This is a genomic window from Bacillus sp. 41-22, assembly GCF_025809295.1.
GTDB classification, from domain to species: domain Bacteria; phylum Bacillota; class Bacilli; order Bacillales; family Bacillaceae_G; genus Bacillus_A; species Bacillus_A mycoides.
In genome coordinates this window covers 723,584-746,742 of record NZ_CP084035.1, presented here as the reverse complement: position 1 = coordinate 746,742, position 23,159 = coordinate 723,584, and the positions used below count along the sequence as shown (strand labels likewise).

Genomic DNA, 23,159 nt, shown 5'->3' with positions numbered 1-23,159 from the left:
CTAAACCGTTTTAGAAAGCAATGAATCTAGCAAGTGATTCTCCTGCTTTCCTTCTATTAAATCAGCCATATACTGACCAGAAACAGGACTTAATAAAATGCCGTTTCGATAATGTCCAGTACAAGCATATAAACCTTTTATTTCTTCATGCTCTCCCATATAAGGAGCTTCATGATTAGACTGCGGTCTTAACCCAGCCCACGTACTTTCCCATTCTGCTTCTTTTAAAGCAGGCAATATTGTATACGCACGCTCTAATATGGAAGTAATACTTTCTGGTTGTACAGATTTATTAAATGTATGAGGCTTCATCGTTGCCCCAATCACATAACGGCCACCGCGCTTCGGCGTAATATAAAACCTCTCCTGGAAAATAGGAGCTTTCAACAGAGGTTTCCTGCTTCTTACTGCAACAACCTCCCCCTTAACAGGATATGTACCCCAATCACTCTGAAAATAATGTAGCAATTTCGTACTCCATGATCCTCCGGCGATAACGACTTTTTCACATGTGATTACACCTTCGCTTGTCACAATTCCAGTCACTTTATTATTTTCAATACGAATATCAAACACTTCTGTTTGTTCATATATATCAGCTCCGGAAATTGCTGCAGAATGTGCGAATGCTTTCGTAAGCTCTGGTGCAATAACTTGACCATCTTTCGGATAATACACCGCCCCTATAATTGACTCGGAAAGAAACGGCTCTTTTTCCCGTAAATGGTCCCCCGTTAGAAATCGGGAATCTTCACCTGTTTTCTGCTGCCAATCCATAATATGAAGAATTCTTTTCTTCTCATCTTCATTTTGAGCGATGCGATAAATGCCCTTTTCTTCATACCCAATATCGATGCCTGTTTTTTCACGTAAAACTGCTGCAAGTTGTGGAAATATAGCACGGCTTTCTCTAGCAAGCTCAAACAACGGATCATATGCATCCCATTCTGCCTGAACACCGAGCAAACCAGCAGCTGCTTTCGAAGCTTCAGATGCGATTCTTTGCTTCTCTACAATCGCTACTTTATGCCCTCTTTCTGCTAGAAAGTGTGCAACTGAACTACCAATTACACCTCCGCCAATAATCGCTACATCATACTTCTTACACATGTTTTTCCGCCCACTTTCTTATTGATTCCTTATAAGATTTCGCCTTGCTATACGGATTACTACTGCTTATAATCCCGGACATAACAGCAATGCCACTTACACCATTTGCAAGAACATCACCTGTATTTTCAGGGGTAATCCCACCAATTGCAGTTATTGGTATGGATAAACAACTTGCCATATGAGCAATTTCTTCTAATCCTCTCGCTGGCACACCTTTTTTACAATCTGTCGGAAATACATGACCATAAACGAGTGAATCTGCTCCATTTTTAAATGCTACTATCGCTTCATCTAGCGAATGTACTGAATAACCGACATGCAAATAAGAAAACTTTTCTTTTACTAACCTTACATCTGCGCTTCGATATCCTAGCTGAACACGCGGAATATTTAATAGAATAGCAATATCAATTCGATCATTTATCACTATCTTCGATGCTGGAAAGCCTTTCCCCAAAAGACTTTCCACACCTTCATACAATTCCTTCGTACTTTTCTCACGCTCACGAATATGCAAATAATCGATCTCACTCTCAATTTGCATCGCTACATTCACTAACTCTTCGAATGGCATATGGCCATTTGAGATTACATGGAGCTCATTTTTCATATTCATTCGCCTACTTTAAAATGTTTTCAAATAATTCATCGGCTGGAACGATTTCTTTCGTCATTCCTTTGTCTTTCAACCATTTGTTTTGTTTCTCCCATGACTCTTTTGAATCCGATAAGAATGGCTCATCTTTCGTTTCCATCTTCTCTAATAAAATTTTCATACTTTCTTTTTCAACTTCTGGTACAAGCGGGAAGTTTTCTTTTTCTTGATGATTTAATAAAATATTTAATGCTTCATCGGGTTTTTTCTTCATAAAGTCATACCCTTTTTGTGCCCCACGTAAAAAGGCTTGCAATGCTTCTTTATCTTTTTTCAACGTTTTATCACCCGTTACAAACACAAGCTCATGATAGTTCGGTACACCATAATCTGCTGGATTAAAGTATGCTGGTTCATGACCTTCATGACGCATAACAGGTACTTCATGGTTAATGTATGCCCCTGTTACCGCATCCACTTTTTTCGTAATTAATGCTGGTACTAAATCAAAGCCAACATCGACTACTTTCACTGTATCTGGATTACCACCAGCTTCTTTTACCATCGTTTTTAAATACATCTCACTTAAAGGTGTTCCAGAATATCCAACTGTTTTCCCCTCTAAATCTTTTGGCGATTGAATGCCTGCTGATTTCAGTGATACAACATGATTTAACGGTGAACGTACGACAGCTCCAATTGATTTCACTGGAATTTGTTCATTTGCTTTTGCCATGACAACATCTGGTTGATAATACAAACCAACTGTCACTTTCCCTGCTGCCGCTAGCGTTAATGGATCAGTCGGATTAGAAGGGAATTTAATATTCACCTTCACTCCTTCTTCTTTAAAGTATCCTTTTTCAATTGCCGTATAAATAAAGCTATGTACCGCATTCGGGTACCAATCAAGCATTACTGTTATTTCTTTTTCTGATTTATTCTTATCTGATGCCGAGTTACTCGAACATCCTGCAATCATTGCAACTAATAATGTAAACACAAAGATGCGTTTTAATAATTTCATGAATGTTTCCTCCAACTAATAAATTTCTTTTCCAATATGGAAATAAGTATGACGAAGAAAATAGCTAATAATGATAACAATACAATTGGTGCAAATACACCAGCTCCGTCTAACTGCGTCATCATTCTTTTACTGAAATATCCAAGCCCAGCTTGTGCACCGAGCCATTCACCAATCGCTGCCCCAATAACGCTAAGTGGTACCGCAATTTTTAACGCTGAAAAAAAGTAAGGAAGAGCAGATGGCAACTTTAGCTTTAGAAAAACATCTTTTTTCGTTGCACCATATGTAACTAATAGCTCCTCCCATTCTTTTTTCGTACTGCGCAGTCCATCATACGTATTGACCGCAATTGGGAAAAACGTAATTAAAACGGTAACAACAACCTTACTCCAGATGGTATATCCAAACCATAAAACGAAGAGCGGCGCAAGCGCAGTAATCGGGATGGTTTGTGAAGCAACTAATAACGGATAAAATGCTCTTTCCATCCACGTACTCGCATTCATTAACATTGCTAGCCCTACGCCCAGTACGATAGAAATAACAACGCCTATTAAAACGACGTACAACGTTGCAGGTAAATGAACCGTAAATAATATATCTTTCAGCGCCCATATCTTCATTACAATTGCAGAAGGTGATGGCAAAATGTACATCTCATCTACAATTCTTGCTCCTACTTCCCACAGAGCAAGTAAAATTCCACTTAATATTAGGGCAGGTAATAACTCCTTCAAGCGATTCATCATACGAGTACCTGCCTTTGTAACATACTAAGGAGCTCTTCTTTAAGCGCTAACACTTCAGGCTTATATAAATCTTTTCTTGTTCGGTTACGATCAAGCGGCACAATTCGCTCAGTTAAAGTTGCTATCGGTTGATTTTCTACAACCAAAATTCGATTAGAAAGAAACAATGCTTCTTCAACATCATGAGTGATAAATAAAATTGTTTTTTCCCACTCTTTCCATTGTTCAAACAACCATTCTTGCAAAGATGCCTTCGTTAAAGCGTCCAATGCGCTAAACGGTTCATCTAACAATAATATCTCCCCGCCTGTTAATAAAGTTCGGATAAAAGATACGCGTTGCCTCATACCACCAGATAAATCTTTCGGATATTTTTTCTCGTACCCTTGTAAACCAAATTTATGTAACAGTTCTTTCGCTTTTACTTGCGCTTCTTTCTTCTGCACACCTTGGCACTCTAGCGGCAGGGCAGCATTCTCAATAATCGTCCTCCACGGCAAGAGCATATCTTTTTGGGGCATATACCCTACAGGATGACTCTTTGTTTTTGTCAGCTCTATCTGTCCAGTACTTGCCTCTTCTAAGCCTGAAATAAGGCGAAATAAAGTACTTTTCCCGCATCCACTCGGCCCGATAATACTTACAAACTCTTTATCTTGTATAGAAGCATTTAATTCATTGATGATTGGTTTCTCATCATAATGAAAGGAAACATTATGAAACTGTAGTATGTTCTTGCTCCTCAAAACCCCACATCTCCTTACGATAAGCCATATCCCAGAATAAATATTCAAATCGGCTGGAATATAAGAAAATCTCCTCTAATCGGTCTAGCTCTTTCTCTGACTTTCCAACTGCCATTTCATTTAATAAATCTATTAACCAAATACAAAGGTTACCGTATTCTTCAGAACAATATCCTTGAATCCACTCTCCAAAGAACTCATGATCGCTTGCTCCAGGAATATCATTTAAACGCTTTCCGATCTCCCAATAGCTCCACATACATGGAAGTAAAGCTGATATTAATTCTGCAAGTGTGCCATTTTGAGATACAGACATCATGTAATTTGTATAGGCTAAATTTTTAGCAGATGGTTTCGCAGATTCTATCTCCTCTACAGTAATGCCAAGTTTATTTGCATACTGTTTATGGATCGTCATTTCTCCATTTAAAATCCCATCAATTTGCTCTGCAAATTTTGCCATAACTTGTGGATTCGTTGCCTTTACAACCCCAATTGCATATAGCTTTGCATAATCTAACAAATATAAATAATCTTGAATAATATAGTACTGGAATTTGTCTTTTTCCAACGTACCATCCCCCATACCTACTACAAACGGATGATTATGACTTTTCTCCCAAACAGGCTGCACCGTATCAAATAATCTTTCACAAAATTTCATTAATAATTCCCCTTCCTATATATCTATTTATCTCAATAAAAAAACCACTTCTGTATATAAGAAGTGGTTACAGCAAATAAAATTATAATTTATTCGTTGTTCCACTTCCCTTCGCTAGTATTATCTAGATCAGGTGTTGTAAGGGTTAAGGATTATTCCTCTCTCAGCACGAAAAGCACCCCTAGTGGTGTTAATATGAAATTTTCAAATAAAAAAGCCCCGTTTCTATACGCAAAGAAACGGGGACTCATTGTTAATGTCCGAATTGCTTCCCTACGCTAGCATAATCTAGATCAGGTAATAAAAAGGATCAAAGGCTTATGGCCCTACTCTCAGCTGGCAACACCAGCCCTCCTAGCAAACTATAAAATTATCACTGTCAGTATAACATCGCCATAAGACATCATCAACTGTTTTAATTTTCTTAATTAAGAATTAATTCTTAACGTGTTAAACAAATATAAATGCGACCTCACAAATGATATATACAATATTTATATACGAATCTCTCTTCTGACATTATTTTTATTGATTTCATATTACATTTATGTGAATACGACCAATATATTATATCTTTATACTATAATAAAATTACAACTATACAACTAGAGGAGGTCTTTATTACATGAATATGAAAGCCACAGCTTTAACAGCAACTACTATCGCAATTGCTTCTTTACTTCCTTCTATGGGAGAATCCGATATACAAACAGCGGCTGCTAAGCAACCATCTACAGTAAAAACTGGATATGTAAAAATTGACAACGTTGCACTACATCAAAATAGCCATACAGACAGTGCAATAGTTGATACCATTCGATTTAATAGCCCGGTTACTATTCTTGAAACAGTTCAAGATTGGTATAAAGTATCTGTTAACAACAAAACAGGCTATATGAAAAAAGATGCAATTCTATTCAAAAAAAATGTTCAACCAAAGTCTCAATATATCGTAAATGCAAACGCATTAAACGTTCGTTCTGAACCTAATACAGAGTCTTCTATTCTAGATATATTACCAAATGGTCAATTCATTACCATTCAAGGTGAACAAGGAGATTGGTACAAAATATTACATAACGGTCAAATTGGTTACGTACAAAAAACATTTGTATCTAATGGATCCACACCTCTAGTAAAAGGTGTAACAGTACAAGGTTCTCCTTCTTATACTGTTGCAACACCAAAATTAAATGTGCGTAGCAATGCTAGCACAAGTGGCACTCTACTTGGCTCATTACAAAATGGTACACAAGTACAAGTAGTAGAAACGGTAGGTACTTGGTATAAAATTCGTTTTGGCACAGGATACGGATATGTAGCAAAACACTATGTAGTGCAAAATCAACCACAAGCTAAAACAGCTCAACCTGCATCAATTCCAGCAGTTTTCAAATTCCCTACTCAAGGGAAAATCAGCTCCACTTTTGATATGCGCTGGGAGCAAATGCATTATGGTATAGATATAGCAGCACAAGGAAATGTCTCTATTCAAGCTGCTGCTGCAGGTAAGGTTGTGAAATCTTATTATTCGGCTAGCTACGGCAATGTCGTGTTCATCGCCCATCAAATAAATGGGAAATTATATACAACAGTTTATGCTCATATGAAGGATCGCACTGTACAAGCTGGTGATCAAGTACAAACTGGACAATTAGTAGGTCATATGGGAAACACAGGTCATTCATACGGGCAACATCTCCATTTTGAATTACATAATGGGGAATGGAATTTTGAAAAAACAAATGCAGTAAACCCACTGCCATATTTAGTTAGGTAAATTATATGCCACGCAATATACCTCTCTTTATTGAATACCTGGCCTTTTTAGGTTTAATCTGTTGTTTAATCATTTATAATACGAACACTGTATTTTTATCTATTATTATTGCTTTTGTTGCTTTAGAAATCATTATGGAAGCATTACAAATGCGGCTAAAACAAAAAATTGCCCATATTTATAATGTAATTTTTCTTTTAAGTGCTCTTATAACAAATATAATTAGTAATGGTTTTTATTTATCTACCGTACTTCCTGTATTCTTTATAGGTGTTTTATTATTCATAGCTAGATACGTTCATGTTCCTAATAACCAAAAACATGAACAAGAAGCTTAGAAAGAGGAGACACTGTGTACCAATCTTTCAAAGATAATCCAATGAAATATATATTGAATTTATATGAAAAAATGAATACTTTTTTTGGTATACAAGGAAGTTATACTGCACAATTTCTCCTTTATGGAATGTTATTTCTTATCTTAGGTACTTTCTCCTTGCTTTACTAACAAAAAAAGGATCTCACATAAACTTGAGATCCTTTTTAATTTATATTAATTTTTAATATGAAAAATATGGTTTATCCACAAGCATATTTTTCATAAATGAAACTAAGATTATATTTTTTCTCTAAGCTCATTCTTTGTTCATCGTCGCACCAATAGAAAAGAATATCATGAATCGTTGCATAACGCTTATTTTTAAGAAATAGTTTAAAGAATGATGGTAAACAATCATGTAATTGTATAAATATATAATTGCGTAGTATTTCTTCTTTGTATTCAATTCCCTTACAAATATACAGTAATTCTTCACAGTAATATGCATGCTGTGGAACTTGGATCATTTCGAAAAATGGTACATATGATAGTAGCTTTCCAATAAAATGACCATACCGATCCATTACCCCTATCGTCATATGCTCCATCATTTCTTTCATCACATATAAATAATCATCTACATGAGTTGTCTTTAAAGGGTCTAATCGATCGGAAATTTGTGAAAGTACAGCTCTTTGACAAGCTAAAACCGCTTGACTAGGTCCATAATATGATAGGAAGTCTGTACACTTACGATACTTCCGTAATAAGTCATGTGTATATAAATCATACACAAAAGTATTACAATACATTGCCAGACTCATCATATCACTATTTAATTGCTCTTTTGACAGTAGCTTAGCTCGCTTACACATATAAAAGAATGTAAATTCCAATACTTCTTTATGAGATAATAGATGTTTGCAATCTGTTATACATTTCTCATTAAATTTAACTCGATCCCAAATTTCTACATCCTCAGCTGTTAATTCACCAATACGATATTTAATAATTAAATAGTTTAAAGCAACTGCTTTCGTCAAAAGATCCCATGTTTCATACTCCAATGAAGTTCGGACAAATTCATCTAGCCCTTGGGTTATCATAAAAGCATTTGCCTCTTCATACCAACCAATCTCTTGACATAAACGAAGAATACGTACTAGAGTTGGAATTTCATCTTTATGAAACTGCGGTAAATTCTTTACTTTATTCATGCCATATACGATAAATGGCGCTAAATTTTCTTCTTTATAAAATTCTTTTTCTTTCCATACTAATATAGTTCGCTCTTTCCCTTCACCTTTTGGATGACAAGGTACAAGCAAAGAAAATAACTCAGCGAAATCATTTGGTTCTATATATGTATCTGTAACCAAATTCCAATTTGGATCGCCCTGTACAGCCCTCATATAATTCCCCTTCCCTTTTTATCCCGCTATTTGCGGGCAGTAAGACTCCCACCTCAAAATTCTGCGAATGCGAGGAAGTTAGGTAGGAGATAAAACTGCCCATAAAAGCCCGATTGGTTCAACTAATAATTATTTTGGGATGGACACCCCCCAATAATTAAAGTTTCACTTTATCTATGTAGGAAATATTAATTCATTATTACATCATTAACGATGAATATTGTTATATTCAAAATCTATCATAATACTTATATCTCTCAGTATATCATTTTTTCTCTTATTAAAAATCAGGAATGACAAATTAAAAAAAACTGTCAAAAATATTGACGCTATACTTATTATATAATGTCTCAGATACATCACGCTAACATATTAGTTTAATCCGTATATACTAGAATAATGTATCTGATCTTTATAAATAGTTTATTCCGTATGCTCTGAGATTTCACTTAAAGCAAACCCTGCTTGATCATCTGCTGATTTTCTTATAGCTAAATCACCTAGTGCTAGCATCCCAACAAGTTGACCGCTCTCAACAACCGGTAACCGTCTAATTTGATATTGTGCCATTAATTCTGTAGCTTTTTCAATAGAATCATCTGGAGAAACTGAAACAATGTTTGTTGTCATTACATTTGTAATTTGATTAGATCCAGGATGTTTTTCAGCAATCCCACGAACAACTAAGTCTCGATCAGTAACAAGCCCAACAACTTGTTTATTTTCAATAACAGGAATCAATCCAACCGATTCTTCCTTCATTTTTACAGCCGCCTCATATACATTGTCTAATGGTGTACAATGTACGATATGAGTACTCATAAGTTCTCTAACTTGCGTCATTTTTCATCTCCTCCTTTTAATACATACCATAGCTTTTCCTAAATCCCTTTATTTATTTCAGAAAAATAAGGTGATAAAAAGAGGCTTATACATAATAAAAAAGAGTCAGCAATATGCTGACTCTTTTTTTATGACCCGTACGGGATTCGAACCCGTGTTACCGCCGTGAAAGGGCGGTGTCTTAACCACTTGACCAACGGGCCATGGCTCCGCAGGTAGGACTCGAACCTACGACCGATCGGTTAACAGCCGATAGCTCTACCACTGAGCTACTGCGGAATATATATGGTGGGCCTAAATGGACTCGAACCATCGACCTCACGCTTATCAGGCGTGCGCTCTAACCAGCTGAGCTATAGGCCCATACTTTACAGGGGCAGTAGGAATTGAACCCACACTGGAGGTTTTGGAGACCTCAGTTCTACCTTTAAACTATGCCCCTAAATGATGCCGGCTAGAGGACTTGAACCCCCAACCTACTGATTACAAGTCAGTTGCTCTACCAATTGAGCTAAGCCGGCATAAAAAAAAACAAAAAAATGGTGGCTCGGGACGGAATCGAACCGCCGACACGAGGATTTTCAGTCCTCTGCTCTACCGACTGAGCTACCGAGCCAACATAAAATGGCGGTCCCGACCGGGGTCGAACCGGCGATCTCCTGCGTGACAGGCAGGCATGTTAACCACTACACCACGGGACCATTGGTTGCGGGGACAGGATTTGAACCTGCGACCTTCGGATTATGAGCCCGACGAGCTACCGTACTGCTCCACCCCGCGACGATATTATGTTTTAAAAATAAATGGAGGAGGTAGAGGGATTCGAACCCCCGCGCGACTCTCGCCGCCTGTCGGTTTTCAAGACCGATCCCTTCAGCCGAACTTGGGTATACCTCCATGAAGGAAAAATTAATATCTTATTCATTTTTATATGTAACTAAACCACTTTTTAAAAAAATGGAGGAGGTAGAGGGATTCGAACCCCCGCGCGACTCTCGCCGCCTGTCGGTTTTCAAGACCGATCCCTTCAGCCGAACTTGGGTATACCTCCGACATATAAAAAATAAAGTGGAGCCTAGCGGGATCGAACCGCTGACCTCCTGCGTGCAAGGCAGGCGCTCTCCCAGCTGAGCTAAGGCCCCATGTTTTTGGGAAAATCGGGAAGACAGGATTTGAACCTGCGACCCCCTGGTCCCAAACCAGGTGCTCTACCAAGCTGAGCCACTTCCCGTTAATAAAAGCGCGCCCGAGAGGAGTCGAACCCCTAACCTCTTGATCCGTAGTCAAACGCTCTATCCAATTGAGCTACGGGCGCATATGGTGCCGAGGGCGGGGGTCGAACCCGCACGGTGGTCACCCACCGCAGGATTTTAAGTCCTGTGCGTCTGCCTGTTCCGCCACCCCGGCATGTCATACTGAAAATTGGAGCGGAAGACGGGATTCGAACCCGCGACCCCAACCTTGGCAAGGTTGTATTCTACCACTGAACTACTTCCGCAAGACATGTTTGAGTTATTTTATTAAAAGTGCGGGTGAAGGGAGTCGAACCCCCACGCCAAAGGCGCTAGATCCTAAGTCTAGTGCGTCTGCCAATTCCGCCACACCCGCATATTTTTTAAGAAAATGGTGAGCCATGAAGGATTCGAACCTTCGACCCTCTGATTAAAAGTCAGATGCTCTACCAACTGAGCTAATGGCTCTTAATGGCTGGGCTAGCTGGATTCGAACCAGCGCATGACGGAGTCAAAGTCCGTTGCCTTACCGCTTGGCTATAGCCCAATAATTAAGAAATGGTGGAGGGGGGCAGATTCGAACTGCCGAACCCGAAGGAGCGGATTTACAGTCCGCCGCGTTTAGCCACTTCGCTACCCCTCCGACATATATGGTGGAGGATGACGGGATCGAACCGCCGACCCCCTGCTTGTAAGGCAGGTGCTCTCCCAGCTGAGCTAATCCTCCATTTTGCCTGGCAACGTCCTACTCTCGCAGGGACAAGGTCCCAACTACCATTGGCGCTAGAGAGCTTAACTTCCGTGTTCGGTATGGGAACGGGTGTGACCTCTCTGCCATCATTACCAGACTATATTCGATTGAGACAAACATTATTATACTTGATTCACTTAGAAAGTCAATAAGTTTTTTATATTCTCTCAAAACTAGATAACGTTGCTTCATATTATATGGTTAAGTCCTCGATCTATTAGTATTCGTCAGCTCCACATGTCACCATGCTTCCACCTCGAACCTATCAACCTGATCATCTTTCAGGGATCTTACTAGCTTACGCTATGGGAAATCTCATCTTGAGGGGGGCTTCATGCTTAGATGCTTTCAGCACTTATCCCTTCCGCACATAGCTACCCAGCTATGCCCTTGGCAGAACAACTGGTACACCAGCGGTGCGTCCATCCCGGTCCTCTCGTACTAAGGACAGCTCCTCTCAAATTTCCTGCGCCCACGACGGATAGGGACCGAACTGTCTCACGACGTTCTGAACCCAGCTCGCGTACCGCTTTAATGGGCGAACAGCCCAACCCTTGGGACCGACTACAGCCCCAGGATGCGATGAGCCGACATCGAGGTGCCAAACCTCCCCGTCGATGTGGACTCTTGGGGGAGATAAGCCTGTTATCCCCGGGGTAGCTTTTATCCGTTGAGCGATGGCCCTTCCATGCGGAACCACCGGATCACTAAGCCCGACTTTCGTCCCTGCTCGACTTGTAGGTCTCGCAGTCAAGCTCCCTTATGCCTTTGCACTCTACGAATGATTTCCAACCATTCTGAGGGAACCTTTGGGCGCCTCCGTTACACTTTAGGAGGCGACCGCCCCAGTCAAACTGCCCACCTGACACTGTCTCCCGGGTCGATGAGACCCGTAGGTTAGAATTTCAATACAGTCAGGGCGGTATCCCACCAGCGCCTCCACCGAAGCTAGCGCTCCGGTTTCAATGGCTCCCGCCTATCCTGTACAAACTGTACCAAAATTCAATATCAGGCTACAGTAAAGCTCCACGGGGTCTTTCCGTCCTGTCGCGGGTAACCTGCATCTTCACAGGTACTATAATTTCACCGAGTCTCTGGTTGAGACAGTGCCCAAATCGTTACACCTTTCGTGCGGGTCGGAACTTACCCGACAAGGAATTTCGCTACCTTAGGACCGTTATAGTTACGGCCGCCGTTTACTGGGGCTTCAGTTCAGAGCTTCGCTTACGCTAACCCCTCTCCTTAACCTTCCAGCACCGGGCAGGTGTCAGCCCCTATACTTCGCCTTACGGCTTCGCAGAGACCTGTGTTTTTGCTAAACAGTCGCTTGGGCCTATTCACTGCGGCTTTCCGTTAAGAAAGCACCCCTTCTCCCGAAGTTACGGGGTCATTTTGCCGAGTTCCTTAACCAGAGTTCTCTCGCACACCTTAGGATTCTCTCCTCGCCTACCTGTGTCGGTTTGCGGTACAGGCACCTTTTATCTCGCTAGAAGCTTTTCTTGGCAGCGGGGAATCAAAGACTTCGCTCCATAAGGAGCTTCCCCATCACAGCTCAGCCTTCACGATAAGCGGATTTGCCTACTTATCAGCCTAACTGCTTGGACGTGCACAACCAATCGCACGCTTCTTCTATCCTTCTGCGTCCCTCCATTGCTCAAACGATAAAGAGGTGGTACAGGAATATCAACCTGTTGTCCATCGCCTACGCCTGTCGGCCTCGGCTTAGGTCCTGACTAACCCTGAGCGGACGAGCCTTCCTCAGGAAACCTTAGGCATTCGGTGGACGGGATTCTCACCCGTCTTTCGCTACTCATACCGGCATTCTCACTTCTAAGCGCTCCACCAGTCCTTCCGGTCTGACTTCACTGCACTTAGAACGCTCCCCTACCACTGATACCATTGGTATCAATTCGCAGCTTCGGTGGTGTATTTAGCCCCGGTACATTTTCGGCGCAGAGTCACTCGACTAGTGAGCTATTACGCACTCTTTAAATGGTGGCTGCTTCTGAGCCAACATCCTAGTTGTCTAAGCAACTCCACATCCTTTTCCACTTAATACACACTTTGGGACCTTAGCTGGCGATCTGGGCTGTTTCCCTCTTGACTACGGATCTTATCACTCGCAGTCTGACTCCTAAGGATAAGTCATTGGCATTCGGAGTTTGACTGAATTCGGTAATCCGATGAGGACCCCTAGTTCAATCAGTGCTCTACCTCCAAGACTCTTACACTTAAGGCTAGCCCTAAAGCTATTTCGGGGAGAACCAGCTATCTCCAGGTTCGATTGGAATTTCTCCGCTACCCACACCTCATCCCCGCACTTTTCAACGTGCGTGGGTTCGGGCCTCCATTCAGTGTTACCTGAACTTCACCCTGGACATGGGTAGATCACCTGGTTTCGGGTCTACGACCACGTACTAAACGCCCTATTCAGACTCGCTTTCGCTGCGGCTCCGCCTCTTCAGCTTAACCTCGCACGGGATCGTAACTCGCCGGTTCATTCTACAAAAGGCACGCCATCACCCATTAACGGGCTCTGACTATTTGTAGGCACACGGTTTCAGGATCTCTTTCACTCCCCTTCCGGGGTGCTTTTCACCTTTCCCTCACGGTACTGGTTCACTATCGATCACTAGGGAGTATTTAGCCTTGGGAGATGGTCCTCCCAGATTCCGACGGAATTTCACGTGTTCCGCCGTACTCAGGATACATTCAAGAGAGAACGAAGTTTCGACTACGGGGTTGTTACCCTCTGTGACGGACCTTTCCAGGTCGCTTCGTCTACCTCGTTCCTTTGTAACTCCGTATAGAATGTCCTACAACCCCAAGAGGCAAGCCTCTTGGTTTGGGCTAGATTCCGTTTCGCTCGCCGCTACTCAGGAAATCGCATTTGCTTTCTCTTCCTCCAGGTACTTAGATGTTTCAGTTCCCTGGGTCTGTCTTCCATACCCTATGTATTCAGGTAAGGATACCATACCATTACTAGTATAGTGGGTTTCCCCATTCGGAAATCTTCGGATCAAAGCTTACTTACAGCTCCCCGAAGCATATCGGCGTTAGTCCCGTCCTTCATCGACTCCTAGTGTCAAGGCATCCACCGTGCGCCCTTTCTAACTTAACCAAACTAAAATTAAAAAAATATGAGCTACACTGTTATCTAGTTTTCAAAGAACATACATTTAAACTTGAGAGATAGTTCTCTCAAAACTGAACGAAACAAAACAAGTCAACGTTTATTGATGAACTGCGTTCATCAATTCTCCATAGAAAGGAGGTGATCCAGCCGCACCTTCCGATACGGCTACCTTGTTACGACTTCACCCCAATCATCTGTCCCACCTTAGGCGGCTGGCTCCATAAAGGTTACCCCACCGACTTCGGGTGTTACAAACTCTCGTGGTGTGACGGGCGGTGTGTACAAGGCCCGGGAACGTATTCACCGCGGCATGCTGATCCGCGATTACTAGCGATTCCAGCTTCATGTAGGCGAGTTGCAGCCTACAATCCGAACTGAGAACGGTTTTATGAGATTAGCTCCACCTCGCGGTCTTGCAGCTCTTTGTACCGTCCATTGTAGCACGTGTGTAGCCCAGGTCATAAGGGGCATGATGATTTGACGTCATCCCCACCTTCCTCCGGTTTGTCACCGGCAGTCACCTTAGAGTGCCCAACTTAATGATGGCAACTAAGATCAAGGGTTGCGCTCGTTGCGGGACTTAACCCAACATCTCACGACACGAGCTGACGACAACCATGCACCACCTGTCACTCTGCTCCCGAAGGAGAAGCTCTATCTCTAGAGTTTTCAGAGGATGTCAAGACCTGGTAAGGTTCTTCGCGTTGCTTCGAATTAAACCACATGCTCCACCGCTTGTGCGGGCCCCCGTCAATTCCTTTGAGTTTCAGCCTTGCGGCCGTACTCCCCAGGCGGAGTGCTTAATGCGTTAACTTCAGCACTAAAGGGCGGAAACCCTCTAACACTTAGCACTCATCGTTTACGGCGTGGACTACCAGGGTATCTAATCCTGTTTGCTCCCCACGCTTTCGCGCCTCAGTGTCAGTTACAGACCAGAAAGTCGCCTTCGCCACTGGTGTTCCTCCATATCTCTACGCATTTCACCGCTACACATGGAATTCCACTTTCCTCTTCTGCACTCAAGTCTCCCAGTTTCCAATGACCCTCCACGGTTGAGCCGTGGGCTTTCACATCAGACTTAAGAAACCACCTGCGCGCGCTTTACGCCCAATAATTCCGGATAACGCTTGCCACCTACGTATTACCGCGGCTGCTGGCACGTAGTTAGCCGTGGCTTTCTGGTTAGGTACCGTCAAGGTGCCAGCTTATTCAACTAGCACTTGTTCTTCCCTAACAACAGAGTTTTACGACCCGAAAGCCTTCATCACTCACGCGGCGTTGCTCCGTCAGACTTTCGTCCATTGCGGAAGATTCCCTACTGCTGCCTCCCGTAGGAGTCTGGGCCGTGTCTCAGTCCCAGTGTGGCCGATCACCCTCTCAGGTCGGCTACGCATCGTCGCCTTGGTGAGCCGTTACCTCACCAACTAGCTAATGCGACGCGGGTCCATCCATAAGTGACAGCCGAAGCCGCCTTTCAATTTCGAACTATGCAGTTCAAAATATTATCCGGTATTAGCCCCGGTTTCCCGGAGTTATCCCAGTCTTATGGGTAGGTTACCCACGTGTTACTCACCCGTCCGCCGCTAACTTCATAAGAGCAAGCTCTTAATCCATTCGCTCGACTTGCATGTATTAGGCACGCCGCCAGCGTTCATCCTGAGCCAGGATCAAACTCTCCAATAAAGTTAGTTTGTCTAGCATCTAAAAATAAAAATTGACGTTCACGTTGTTTGTTTCGTTCAGTTTTCAAAGAACTTGTCTGCCGCTTCAAAAGCGACTTCATCATATTAACATCTTCATTTTTCGATGTCAACTATGTTTTGAATTTCTTTTTTGTCGTTTTCTGCGTTTCCGCATCAGCGACGTTTATTAATATACCATCATGGTTTTTAAATAACAAGTATTTTTTATAAAAAAAATACAAAAAGTTATCTATCCTACTTTCTTCTATAGAAAGAACCCTTATCCTTTCTACTAAAAACATTCATTTTGATTGTATACAAGTTACTATACACTATCATCAACCAGGCAGTATTTCACAATAACTTCCTAACCTTTAGTCTTCTTCTTTTTTAATTTTATAATTACCATAGTTCTGCTTAAGAAGGACAAATAATCATTTAAATGTAGAGTAACAAAAAACGTGGCCACTATACTAGAGCAAAACTTTAATTCCTGATTTTTCTCTCCAATCAGGAATTTTGCTTCCACAAATAACAAACTTCCCCTCGAAATATTAAATTAAGATTATTGTTAGAATTTTTTTACATTTAATTAATGAAAGATATCCAATTTTTGTTATATAGTAAGAAAGTGCCCACAAAACTATAAATAAACTAATGGAGGAATTATTTTATGGATAGGTTAACAAAATTTTCATTAAAAAACCGAGCCGCTATTATTATCATGGTTTTTCTCATTTCCATACTCGGTGTTTATTCCGGCTCTAAATTACCTATGGAATTTTTACCAAGCATCGATAACCCTGCAATAACTGTTACGACATTATCTCAAGGGCTCGATGCTGAAACGATGACCAAGGACGTAACTGATCCCCTTGAAAAACAATTTCGTAATTTAGAACATATCGATGGCATCACTTCTTCCACACATGAGGGATTATCACGCATCGACATTGCATATACATCCAAGGCAAATATGAAAGATGCGGCACGCGAAGTCGAAAAAACAATTAATACGATTAAATTACCTAAAGATGTAACTAAACCTGTTGTTAGTCAATTAAACACTTCTATGATTCCACTCGCTCAAATTACCATCCAGAAGCAAAACGGATTTTCAAAAGCTGACGAAAAACAAATTGAGAAAGAAATCGTACCACAACTCGAAAGCATTGATGGTGTTGCCAATGTTATGTTTTTCGGAAAATCAACTTCCGAATTATCCATCGTACTTGATCCTAACCAACTAAAAGATAAAAACGTAACATCACAGCAAGTATTAACAGTTTTACAAGGAAAAGAAACGTCCACCCCAGCCGGAGCAATTACCGTTAATAAGGAAGAATACAATCTTCGTGTCATCGGAGATATAAAAAATGTAAATGACATTAAAAATATTACCGTTACACCTCAAGTAAAGTTACAAGATGTCGCTCAAATTGAATTAAAACAACATTACGATACAATCTCGCACATAAACGGGGAAGAAGGAACAGGATTAATCATCATGAAAGAGCCGAGTAAAAATGCGGTTGCAATCGGAAAAGAGATTGATAAAAAGATTAAAGATATAAGCAAGCAATATAAAGATCAATTCTCTATTAAACTTTTAGCTTCAACTCATGAGCAAGTTGAAAATGCTGTTACTAGTATGGGAAAAGAAGTAATCCTTGGGGCAATTGCTGCAACTCTCATTATCTTAATCTTTTTACGCAGCTTTCGAACAACGCTCATCGCTGTCGTTAGTATTCCATTATCTATTTTATTAACACTATTTTTACTCCACCAATCTAACATCACACTTAACATTTTAACTCTAGGTGGCTTAGCCGTTGCAGTTGGACGTCTCGTCGATGATAGTATCGTTGTCATCGAGAATATTTTCCGTCGTTTACAAAAAGAATCTTTCTCTAAAGATATTATTCTCGATGCAACAAAAGAGGTCGCCGTCGCAATTACCTCTTCTACTTTAACAACAGTCGCCGTTTTTTTACCTATCGGTCTCGTATCGGGAGTAATCGGAAAACTAATGTTACCTATGGTGTTAGCAGTTGTATATTCTATACTTTCTTCCTTAATTGTGGCATTAACAGTCGTTCCACTTATGGCTTTTTTACTGCTCAAAAAAACAAAACGTCGCAATTCACATTCTTCACCGCGATATGTCGCTACATTAAAGTGGGCTCTTTCTCATAAGTTTATCATTCTACTCACTTCTTTTTTATTATTTGCAGGATCAATCGCAGCCTACATACTACTTCCGAAAGCGAACATAAAGTCTGAGGATGATACAATGCTTTCCGTTAACATGACATTTCCAGCTGGTTATGATTCTGAAGCTAAAAAACAAAAAGCCTTTGATTTCGAAAAGAAACTACTCTCTAATTCTGATGTAACAGATGTTATTTTGCGAATGGGATCTAGCGCAGAAGATGCACAATGGGGACAGACAACTCAAAACAACCTTGCAACTATATTTGTAGTCTTTAAAAAAGGTTCTGACATCGATCAATATATTAAAGAATTAAAAAAGGATCATACAGCTTTCGAACCAGCTGAACTTGATTATATAAAAACGAGTTACTCTGAATCCGGAGGCGGAAACAACTTACAATTTAATGTAACAGCTACTAACGAAACAAATTTACAAAAGGCCGCTAACATCGTCGAAACAAAACTAAAAAGCATGGATTCTCTTTCCAAAGTAAAAACAAATATAGAAGAATCTAAAAAAGAATGGCAAATTCATATCGATCAAACAAAGGCTGAGCAACTAGGTTTAACACCAGAAGTAGCAGCACAACAAGTATCATTCCTTATGAAGAAATCTCCTATTGGGGAAATCTCAATCAATAATGAAAAAACAACTATTATGATAGAACATAAAAAGGCATCCATTAACAAACAAGAAGATATTTTAAACACAAACATACTATCACCTATTAACGGACCAATTCCTTTAAAAGACATTGCAACTATTTCAGAAAAACAACTTCAAACGGAAATCTTCCATAAAGATGGGAAAGAAACGATTCAAATTACCGCAGAAGCTTCAAGTGAAGATTTAAGCAAAGTAAGCGCAGAAGTAAACAAGGCGATAGCCGACTTAGATTTACCTAACGGAGCAAAAGTAAATGTCGCAGGCGCTACTGAATCTATGCAAGAGAACTTCACAGATTTATTCAAAATTATGGGGATCGCAATCGGGATTGTATATTTAATTATGGTTATCACATTCGGGCAAGCACGTGCTCCTTTCGCGATTTTATTCTCTTTACCATTAGCTGCTGTCGGCGGTATTTTAGGATTAATCATTTCAAGAACACCTGTTGACGTAAATTCATTAATCGGCGCATTAATGTTAATCGGGATTGTCGTTACAAATGCTATTGTATTAATAGAAAGAGTGCAACAAAATCGGGAAAACGGTATGGAAACAAGAGAAGCCTTACTAGAAGCAGGATCTACTAGATTACGCCCAATTATTATGACAGCTATAACAACAATCGTCGCTATGCTACCACTCCTCTTCGGGCAATCTCAAGCAGGAAGTATGGTATCGAAAAGTCTGGCCGTCGTTGTAATCGGTGGTTTGGCAGTCTCAACCGTTCTTACATTAGTAGTCGTTCCCGTTATGTATGAACTATTAGATAAAATCGGGAGAAAAAGACGCTCCCGCAGAAAAATAAGCACTTCTATAGAAACACCTGATATTTAAACCAAAAGGCGTTATCTTCAATTATGAAGATAACGCCTTTTTTATCCCTCTATCTATCCATAATATAATCCATCACTTTTTTACCATACTTCTCTAGCGGCTCTCCAGAATCCACAATAAGATATTCACCATGTAAAGGCCTTTTACTGCCAGCCAGACATTTTTTAAATGCTACCTCTGATTCTACTTTTGTAATTTGACTTATCTTACGTTCACGCGTTTGTAACCTACGATTAATTTCTTCTATATTATTAAGATAACATTCAATATATTTATATGTAGCACCATGTTTCTGACATAAATCTATTCCTTTTTTAACCATCCCTTCATAGAGACATGGACTATCTAATATCACACTGCGCTCTTGTTCCAACAAAAAAACTATCAGTTTCCACTCAATATCATAGGAGACTCCCCCAACAACTGTCGATTCACTCCCTCTTACCGTTAATGATTTTAATAAATGTCCGTAAAAAAACTCCCTGTTTATAAACAGAGAGTTCTTTTACGGACATTTATGCCGCTTTTACCTTCTTCGTCGTTTTACGACTTTTTTTCGCTCCTGTAAAACGCTTGTGTAATACAGATGCTACGAAACGAGAAATGATATTAAAGAGTAATACCATAATAATTAATACAGCTGCAGATTTTGTTGCAATTAACTTCGCATCCGGGATAATCCCTTCAGAGTTTAATTTCCAAATGTGAACAGCTAACGTTTCAGCTGGTCTAAATGGATTTAAAGGATGCGAGGGGCTCGAGAAGTCCGCTGCTGAATTTAAAATAGGTGATGTTAAACCCGCTGTATAAATTAACGCCGCAGCTTCACCGAATATACGGCCTGCCGCTAAAATAATACCTGTAATGATTTGTGGTAACGAAGACGGGATAATGATGCGGGCAATTGTTTGCCATTTCGTTGCACCTAGTCCAAGACTCGCCTCTTTTACATTATGAGGAACTTCAGAAATCGCATTTTCACAAACACGTGTTAAACCAGGCAAATTCAAAATAGTTAAAGCAAGAGCTCCACCCATTACTGTATATCCCCAGCCTGTCATGGTAACAAATACTAATAAGCCAAATAGTCCAACAACAATAGAAGGTAAAGACGCCATTGTTTCAATACATAAACGAACAAAACTTAAAAAACGACCTTGTTTTGCATACTCCGCTAAATATATTCCAGCCCCTAGTCCAAGAGGAATAGATATAATAAGTGTTATAACAAGCATGTAGAAAGAATTGAATAACTGTGGACCAATTCCCCCACCAGCTCTTGTATTGCTTGGTTCTCCGAATAAGAAACTAGGATCCCAAAATCCCCATCCCTTTTGCAGAATTTCGTACATTAAAAAAGCCAGCAAAGCTACAACTAAAGCTGCAACCCCATAAAAGATACCTGTCCAAACTTTATTTACCGTTCTTGCATTCATTATTATCGCTCACCTCTTTGACCAATCGCTCGAATTACTAAAATAAACAGGAATGAAATAACAAGTAAAATCATTGCTAACGTCCATAGCGCATTGTTCCAAGCTGTTCCGTTCAATGTATTCGTCATATCCATTGTCAGAATACCTGTTAACGTTGCTGTTGGACTATATATTCCTTCCGGTAATTTAATCGTGTTCCCGATTACCATTTGAACCGCTAACGCTTCACCAAAAGCACGCGCTAACCCTAAAACTATACCTGTTAAAATTCCTTGTTTTGCAGCAGGAACAATAACTCGGCTAATCGCTTGCCATTTCGTCGATCCTAGACCGTAAGAAGCTTCCAAGTAATCAAACGGAACAGAGCGTATTGCATCAGAGGCAATACTAGCAATAGTAGGTAAAATCATAATACTCAGGACAATAATACCCGCAATTAAACTAAATCCCACTCCACCGAACGAATCCCGTAATAGAGGAACCAAGATCGTAACCCCTAATAATCCGTATACAACTGATGGAATACCAACTAATAATTCTAAAACAGGCTTTAATACTTTATTCCCAAACTTCGGCGAAATTAAATTCATGAATATAGCAAGAGCTATAGCAATTGGTGCACTAATGACAACAGCACCTAACGACACAAGCGTCGAACCGACAATAAAGATGACAGCACCATACGTACCTTGATCAGCATTTGGATTCCATTTTGTCGAAGTTAACACCTCAGAAAACGAGATACCACTTTGCGTGAAAGATTGAATTCCTTTGCCGCAAATAAACGCAATAATAGCTAATGTAATAAAAACAATAAAGATACCGCAAAACGTAACAAGTGATCTACCTATATATTCACTCTTTACGTAATTAATTTGTTTTTTCCCCTTCATCACAGGACAGACCCCACTTCATAGATTGCATTGAACAGGACTGGCCTTGCAGCCAGCCCCATAAAATTTTATTACTTATTTAATTTAGACATTGGGATGTAACCCATATCTTCTACTTGTTTTTCGAAATCTTTACCTTTTACATAGTCAATGTAAGCTTTTGTCGCTTCTTTTGCCTCACCTTTAGTTACCATGTACTCGTAAGACCAGAATGGATATTTACCAGCAGAAATATTTTCAACTTTCGGTTCAGATCCATCAATTTTAACCGTTTGTAACGCACCTTTTTTCTCACCAACCATGTAAGACATTGCTAAGTAACTAACTGAACCTGGAGTAGAGTTAATCGCTTGCTCTACAGCACCATTAGAATCTTGTGTTGTACCAGTTCCATCATTAATCTTCGCGTCTTTCATCACTGTCTTTTCAAAAGTAGCACGTGTACCAGATGAAGCCGGTCGGTTAATTACATTGATTTTTCCATCTTTTCCGCCTACTTCTTTCCAGTTCGTTACTTTTCCAGTGAAGATATCTTGCACTTGTTTTACTGTTAAGTTATCAACTTTTACATCTTTATTTACGACAAGTGCGAATGCGATACCCGCAACTTTGTTATCTACTAATTCTTTTGCTTTTTCAGCATCTTTTATTTTATCTCCAGCTGGAACATCTGAGTTACCAATTTGTACCGCACCAGATGCTACTTGGTTGATCCCAGTTCCACTACCGCCACCTTGAACTTGAATAGAAACTTTTGAATTTTTCTCCATGAATTTCTTTCCAGCTTCCTCCGCAAGAGGTTGAAGAGCTGTAGAGCCAGCCGCTGCAATCGTACCTGATAATTCTTGTTTTGCATCGCTACCTTTAGCAGCTTCCTTATTATCCGTACTTTCTGCTTTTCCACATCCAACTAATGCACCTGCAACAACTAAAGCCGCTAAAGAAAATTTAATACCCTTTTTCATAACCATGTCTTGTACCCCCATTTGGATTATCACTTTTCGAATTCATCTTCTTTCGAACACAAATTCATTGTAGGACAACAATATTATGTGAGTGT

The 23,159-nt window shown here is 40.4% G+C and carries 14 protein-coding genes, 20 tRNA genes, 3 rRNA genes, 1 pseudogene and 2 riboswitches; of the genes and pseudogenes, 3 read left to right on the top strand and 35 right to left on the bottom strand.

The genetic code is table 11. The features are described from left to right. The 6 genes from thiO to tenA are packed head-to-tail and all read right to left on the bottom strand — an operon-like array spanning position 1 to position 4,897. Positions 1 to 1,110, bottom strand: coding sequence for a glycine oxidase ThiO (thiO, locus tag LCF45_RS03795; RefSeq protein WP_002186756.1), 1,110 nt, complete (start codon positions 1,108 to 1,110; stop codon positions 1 to 3). After that, positions 1,103 to 1,723, bottom strand: a complete 621-nt coding sequence (gene tenI, locus LCF45_RS03790; RefSeq protein ID WP_016101785.1) for a thiazole tautomerase TenI — start codon at positions 1,721 to 1,723, stop codon at positions 1,103 to 1,105. Before tenI ends, thiO begins: the two co-directional genes overlap by 8 nt. A gap of 10 nt (positions 1,724 to 1,733) precedes the next feature. After that, the gene (locus LCF45_RS03785) at positions 1,734 to 2,735 is read right to left on the bottom strand and encodes an ABC transporter substrate-binding protein (protein WP_002125329.1); all 1,002 of its coding nucleotides are present in this window, start codon (positions 2,733 to 2,735) and stop codon (positions 1,734 to 1,736) included. Beyond that, positions 2,732 to 3,484 carry an ABC transporter permease gene (locus tag LCF45_RS03780; protein ID WP_033708231.1) on the bottom strand — a complete coding sequence of 251 codons (753 nt, stop codon included), beginning with the start codon at positions 3,482 to 3,484 and terminating at the stop codon, positions 2,732 to 2,734. Before LCF45_RS03780 ends, LCF45_RS03785 begins: the two co-directional genes overlap by 4 nt. Beyond that, the gene (locus LCF45_RS03775) at positions 3,484 to 4,233 is read right to left on the bottom strand and encodes an ABC transporter ATP-binding protein (protein ID WP_078203437.1); all 750 of its coding nucleotides are present in this window, start codon (positions 4,231 to 4,233) and stop codon (positions 3,484 to 3,486) included. Before LCF45_RS03775 ends, LCF45_RS03780 begins: the two co-directional genes overlap by 1 nt. Then, positions 4,202 to 4,897 carry a thiaminase II gene (gene tenA, locus LCF45_RS03770; RefSeq protein ID WP_002125324.1) on the bottom strand — a complete coding sequence of 232 codons (696 nt, stop codon included), beginning with the start codon at positions 4,895 to 4,897 and terminating at the stop codon, positions 4,202 to 4,204. Before tenA ends, LCF45_RS03775 begins: the two co-directional genes overlap by 32 nt. 89 nt (positions 4,898 to 4,986) lie before the next feature. Beyond that, positions 4,987 to 5,090, bottom strand: a riboswitch (TPP riboswitch). A 60-nt stretch (positions 5,091 to 5,150) separates the two neighbouring features. Then, positions 5,151 to 5,263: riboswitch (TPP riboswitch) on the bottom strand. A gap of 259 nt (positions 5,264 to 5,522) precedes the next feature. Here tenA and LCF45_RS03765 point away from each other — a divergent pair. Continuing rightward, positions 5,523 to 6,677: an SH3 domain-containing protein gene (locus tag LCF45_RS03765; RefSeq protein ID WP_002125323.1), complete on the top strand. Its 1,155-nt coding sequence runs from the start codon at positions 5,523 to 5,525 to the stop codon at positions 6,675 to 6,677. A 5-nt stretch (positions 6,678 to 6,682) separates the two neighbouring features. Further along, positions 6,683 to 7,015, top strand: coding sequence for a hypothetical protein (locus tag LCF45_RS03760; protein ID WP_002010638.1), 333 nt, complete (start codon positions 6,683 to 6,685; stop codon positions 7,013 to 7,015). 241 nt (positions 7,016 to 7,256) lie between these two features. On the opposite strand, the gene LCF45_RS03755 is transcribed toward LCF45_RS03760, so the two are convergent. The 25 genes from LCF45_RS03755 to LCF45_RS03635 form a co-directional block, all read right to left on the bottom strand. Next, positions 7,257 to 8,408, bottom strand: coding sequence for a DUF3965 domain-containing protein (locus tag LCF45_RS03755; protein WP_002125318.1), 1,152 nt, complete (start codon positions 8,406 to 8,408; stop codon positions 7,257 to 7,259). Positions 8,409 to 8,831: 423 nt separating this feature from the next. Beyond that, positions 8,832 to 9,251 carry a CBS domain-containing protein gene (locus LCF45_RS03750; protein WP_002125317.1) on the bottom strand — a complete coding sequence of 140 codons (420 nt, stop codon included), beginning with the start codon at positions 9,249 to 9,251 and terminating at the stop codon, positions 8,832 to 8,834. Between the two features lie 131 nt (positions 9,252 to 9,382). Further along, positions 9,383 to 9,454: transfer RNA gene (locus LCF45_RS03745), tRNA-Glu, on the bottom strand. Between the two features lies 1 nt (position 9,455). Then, positions 9,456 to 9,530, bottom strand: a tRNA-Asn gene (locus LCF45_RS03740). A gap of 7 nt (positions 9,531 to 9,537) precedes the next feature. Beyond that, positions 9,538 to 9,614: transfer RNA gene (locus tag LCF45_RS03735), tRNA-Ile, on the bottom strand. Positions 9,615 to 9,622: 8 nt separating this feature from the next. Continuing rightward, a tRNA-Trp gene (locus LCF45_RS03730) sits at positions 9,623 to 9,693 on the bottom strand. Positions 9,694 to 9,699: 6 nt separating this feature from the next. Then, positions 9,700 to 9,772 (bottom strand) — tRNA-Thr (locus LCF45_RS03725). A gap of 19 nt (positions 9,773 to 9,791) precedes the next feature. Further along, a tRNA-Phe gene (locus tag LCF45_RS03720) sits at positions 9,792 to 9,867 on the bottom strand. A 9-nt stretch (positions 9,868 to 9,876) separates the two neighbouring features. Further along, positions 9,877 to 9,952 (bottom strand) — tRNA-Asp (locus LCF45_RS03715). Between the two features lie 2 nt (positions 9,953 to 9,954). Continuing rightward, positions 9,955 to 10,031, bottom strand: a tRNA-Met gene (locus LCF45_RS03710). Between the two features lie 24 nt (positions 10,032 to 10,055). Then, a tRNA-Ser gene (locus tag LCF45_RS03705) sits at positions 10,056 to 10,148 on the bottom strand. Between the two features lie 61 nt (positions 10,149 to 10,209). Further along, positions 10,210 to 10,302 (bottom strand) — tRNA-Ser (locus LCF45_RS03700). A gap of 18 nt (positions 10,303 to 10,320) precedes the next feature. Continuing rightward, positions 10,321 to 10,393, bottom strand: a tRNA-Ala gene (locus tag LCF45_RS03695). A gap of 15 nt (positions 10,394 to 10,408) precedes the next feature. Next, positions 10,409 to 10,482: transfer RNA gene (locus LCF45_RS03690), tRNA-Pro, on the bottom strand. Positions 10,483 to 10,492: 10 nt separating this feature from the next. Beyond that, positions 10,493 to 10,566 (bottom strand) — tRNA-Arg (locus LCF45_RS03685). Positions 10,567 to 10,569: 3 nt separating this feature from the next. Then, positions 10,570 to 10,658, bottom strand: a tRNA-Leu gene (locus LCF45_RS03680). A 16-nt stretch (positions 10,659 to 10,674) separates the two neighbouring features. Next, positions 10,675 to 10,749 (bottom strand) — tRNA-Gly (locus LCF45_RS03675). A 29-nt stretch (positions 10,750 to 10,778) separates the two neighbouring features. Beyond that, positions 10,779 to 10,859 (bottom strand) — tRNA-Leu (locus LCF45_RS03670). 16 nt (positions 10,860 to 10,875) lie between these two features. Beyond that, positions 10,876 to 10,951: transfer RNA gene (locus LCF45_RS03665), tRNA-Lys, on the bottom strand. A gap of 4 nt (positions 10,952 to 10,955) precedes the next feature. Beyond that, positions 10,956 to 11,030 (bottom strand) — tRNA-Gln (locus tag LCF45_RS03660). A 12-nt stretch (positions 11,031 to 11,042) separates the two neighbouring features. Beyond that, positions 11,043 to 11,126 (bottom strand) — tRNA-Tyr (locus LCF45_RS03655). A gap of 8 nt (positions 11,127 to 11,134) precedes the next feature. Next, positions 11,135 to 11,210: transfer RNA gene (locus LCF45_RS03650), tRNA-Val, on the bottom strand. 5 nt (positions 11,211 to 11,215) lie between these two features. Further along, a 5S ribosomal RNA gene (rrf, locus tag LCF45_RS03645) occupies positions 11,216 to 11,331 on the bottom strand. Positions 11,332 to 11,431: 100 nt separating this feature from the next. Further along, a 23S ribosomal RNA gene (locus tag LCF45_RS03640) occupies positions 11,432 to 14,355 on the bottom strand. Positions 14,356 to 14,501: 146 nt separating this feature from the next. Then, a 16S ribosomal RNA gene (locus tag LCF45_RS03635) occupies positions 14,502 to 16,053 on the bottom strand. Together the 16S, 23S and 5S rRNA genes with 20 tRNA genes alongside form the textbook arrangement of a ribosomal RNA operon. A gap of 672 nt (positions 16,054 to 16,725) precedes the next feature. Here LCF45_RS03635 and LCF45_RS03630 point away from each other — a divergent pair. Next, positions 16,726 to 19,770, top strand: coding sequence for an efflux RND transporter permease subunit (locus LCF45_RS03630; protein WP_078203681.1), 3,045 nt, complete (start codon positions 16,726 to 16,728; stop codon positions 19,768 to 19,770). 49 nt (positions 19,771 to 19,819) lie between these two features. On the opposite strand, the pseudogene LCF45_RS03625 reads toward LCF45_RS03630, so the two are convergent. The 4 genes and pseudogenes from LCF45_RS03625 to LCF45_RS03610 all read right to left on the bottom strand — a co-directional run. After that, a pseudogene (locus tag LCF45_RS03625) lies at positions 19,820 to 20,236 on the bottom strand (AAA family ATPase); the annotation flags it as partial. A 49-nt stretch (positions 20,237 to 20,285) separates the two neighbouring features. After that, positions 20,286 to 21,206, bottom strand: coding sequence for a phosphate ABC transporter permease PstA (pstA, locus tag LCF45_RS03620; RefSeq protein WP_002010630.1), 921 nt, complete (start codon positions 21,204 to 21,206; stop codon positions 20,286 to 20,288). 2 nt (positions 21,207 to 21,208) lie between these two features. Then, a complete protein-coding gene (gene pstC / locus LCF45_RS03615; protein ID WP_002090872.1) occupies positions 21,209 to 22,099 on the bottom strand; it encodes a phosphate ABC transporter permease subunit PstC in 891 nt (296 codons plus the stop codon). A 71-nt stretch (positions 22,100 to 22,170) separates the two neighbouring features. Next, complete coding sequence (locus LCF45_RS03610; protein WP_263894548.1) at positions 22,171 to 23,070, bottom strand: phosphate ABC transporter substrate-binding protein PstS family protein; 900 nt, start codon at positions 23,068 to 23,070, stop codon at positions 22,171 to 22,173. Between the last annotated feature and the right edge of the window lie 89 nt (positions 23,071 to 23,159).

Excerpts from the sequence above, each read along its gene's own strand:
- tenA (WP_002125324.1), bottom strand. The coding sequence starts at position 4,897 with ATGAAATTTTGTGAAAGATTATTTGATACGGTGCAGCCTGTTTGGGAG.
- thiO (WP_002186756.1), bottom strand. The coding sequence starts at position 1,110 with ATGTGTAAGAAGTATGATGTAGCGATTATTGGCGGAGGTGTAATTGGT.
- LCF45_RS03610 (WP_263894548.1), bottom strand. The coding sequence starts at position 23,070 with ATGGTTATGAAAAAGGGTATTAAATTTTCTTTAGCGGCTTTAGTTGTT.
- LCF45_RS03755 (WP_002125318.1), bottom strand. The coding sequence starts at position 8,408 with ATGAGGGCTGTACAGGGCGATCCAAATTGGAATTTGGTTACAGATACA.
- tenI (WP_016101785.1), bottom strand. The coding sequence starts at position 1,723 with ATGAAAAATGAGCTCCATGTAATCTCAAATGGCCATATGCCATTCGAA.
- LCF45_RS03760 (WP_002010638.1), top strand. The coding sequence starts at position 6,683 with ATGCCACGCAATATACCTCTCTTTATTGAATACCTGGCCTTTTTAGGT.
- LCF45_RS03630 (WP_078203681.1), top strand. The coding sequence starts at position 16,726 with ATGGATAGGTTAACAAAATTTTCATTAAAAAACCGAGCCGCTATTATT.
- LCF45_RS03765 (WP_002125323.1), top strand. The coding sequence starts at position 5,523 with ATGAATATGAAAGCCACAGCTTTAACAGCAACTACTATCGCAATTGCT.
- LCF45_RS03785 (WP_002125329.1), bottom strand. The coding sequence starts at position 2,735 with ATGAAATTATTAAAACGCATCTTTGTGTTTACATTATTAGTTGCAATG.
- pstA (WP_002010630.1), bottom strand. The coding sequence starts at position 21,206 with ATGAATGCAAGAACGGTAAATAAAGTTTGGACAGGTATCTTTTATGGG.
- LCF45_RS03750 (WP_002125317.1), bottom strand. The coding sequence starts at position 9,251 with ATGACGCAAGTTAGAGAACTTATGAGTACTCATATCGTACATTGTACA.
- pstC (WP_002090872.1), bottom strand. The coding sequence starts at position 22,099 with ATGAAGGGGAAAAAACAAATTAATTACGTAAAGAGTGAATATATAGGT.
- LCF45_RS03780 (WP_033708231.1), bottom strand. The coding sequence starts at position 3,484 with ATGAATCGCTTGAAGGAGTTATTACCTGCCCTAATATTAAGTGGAATT.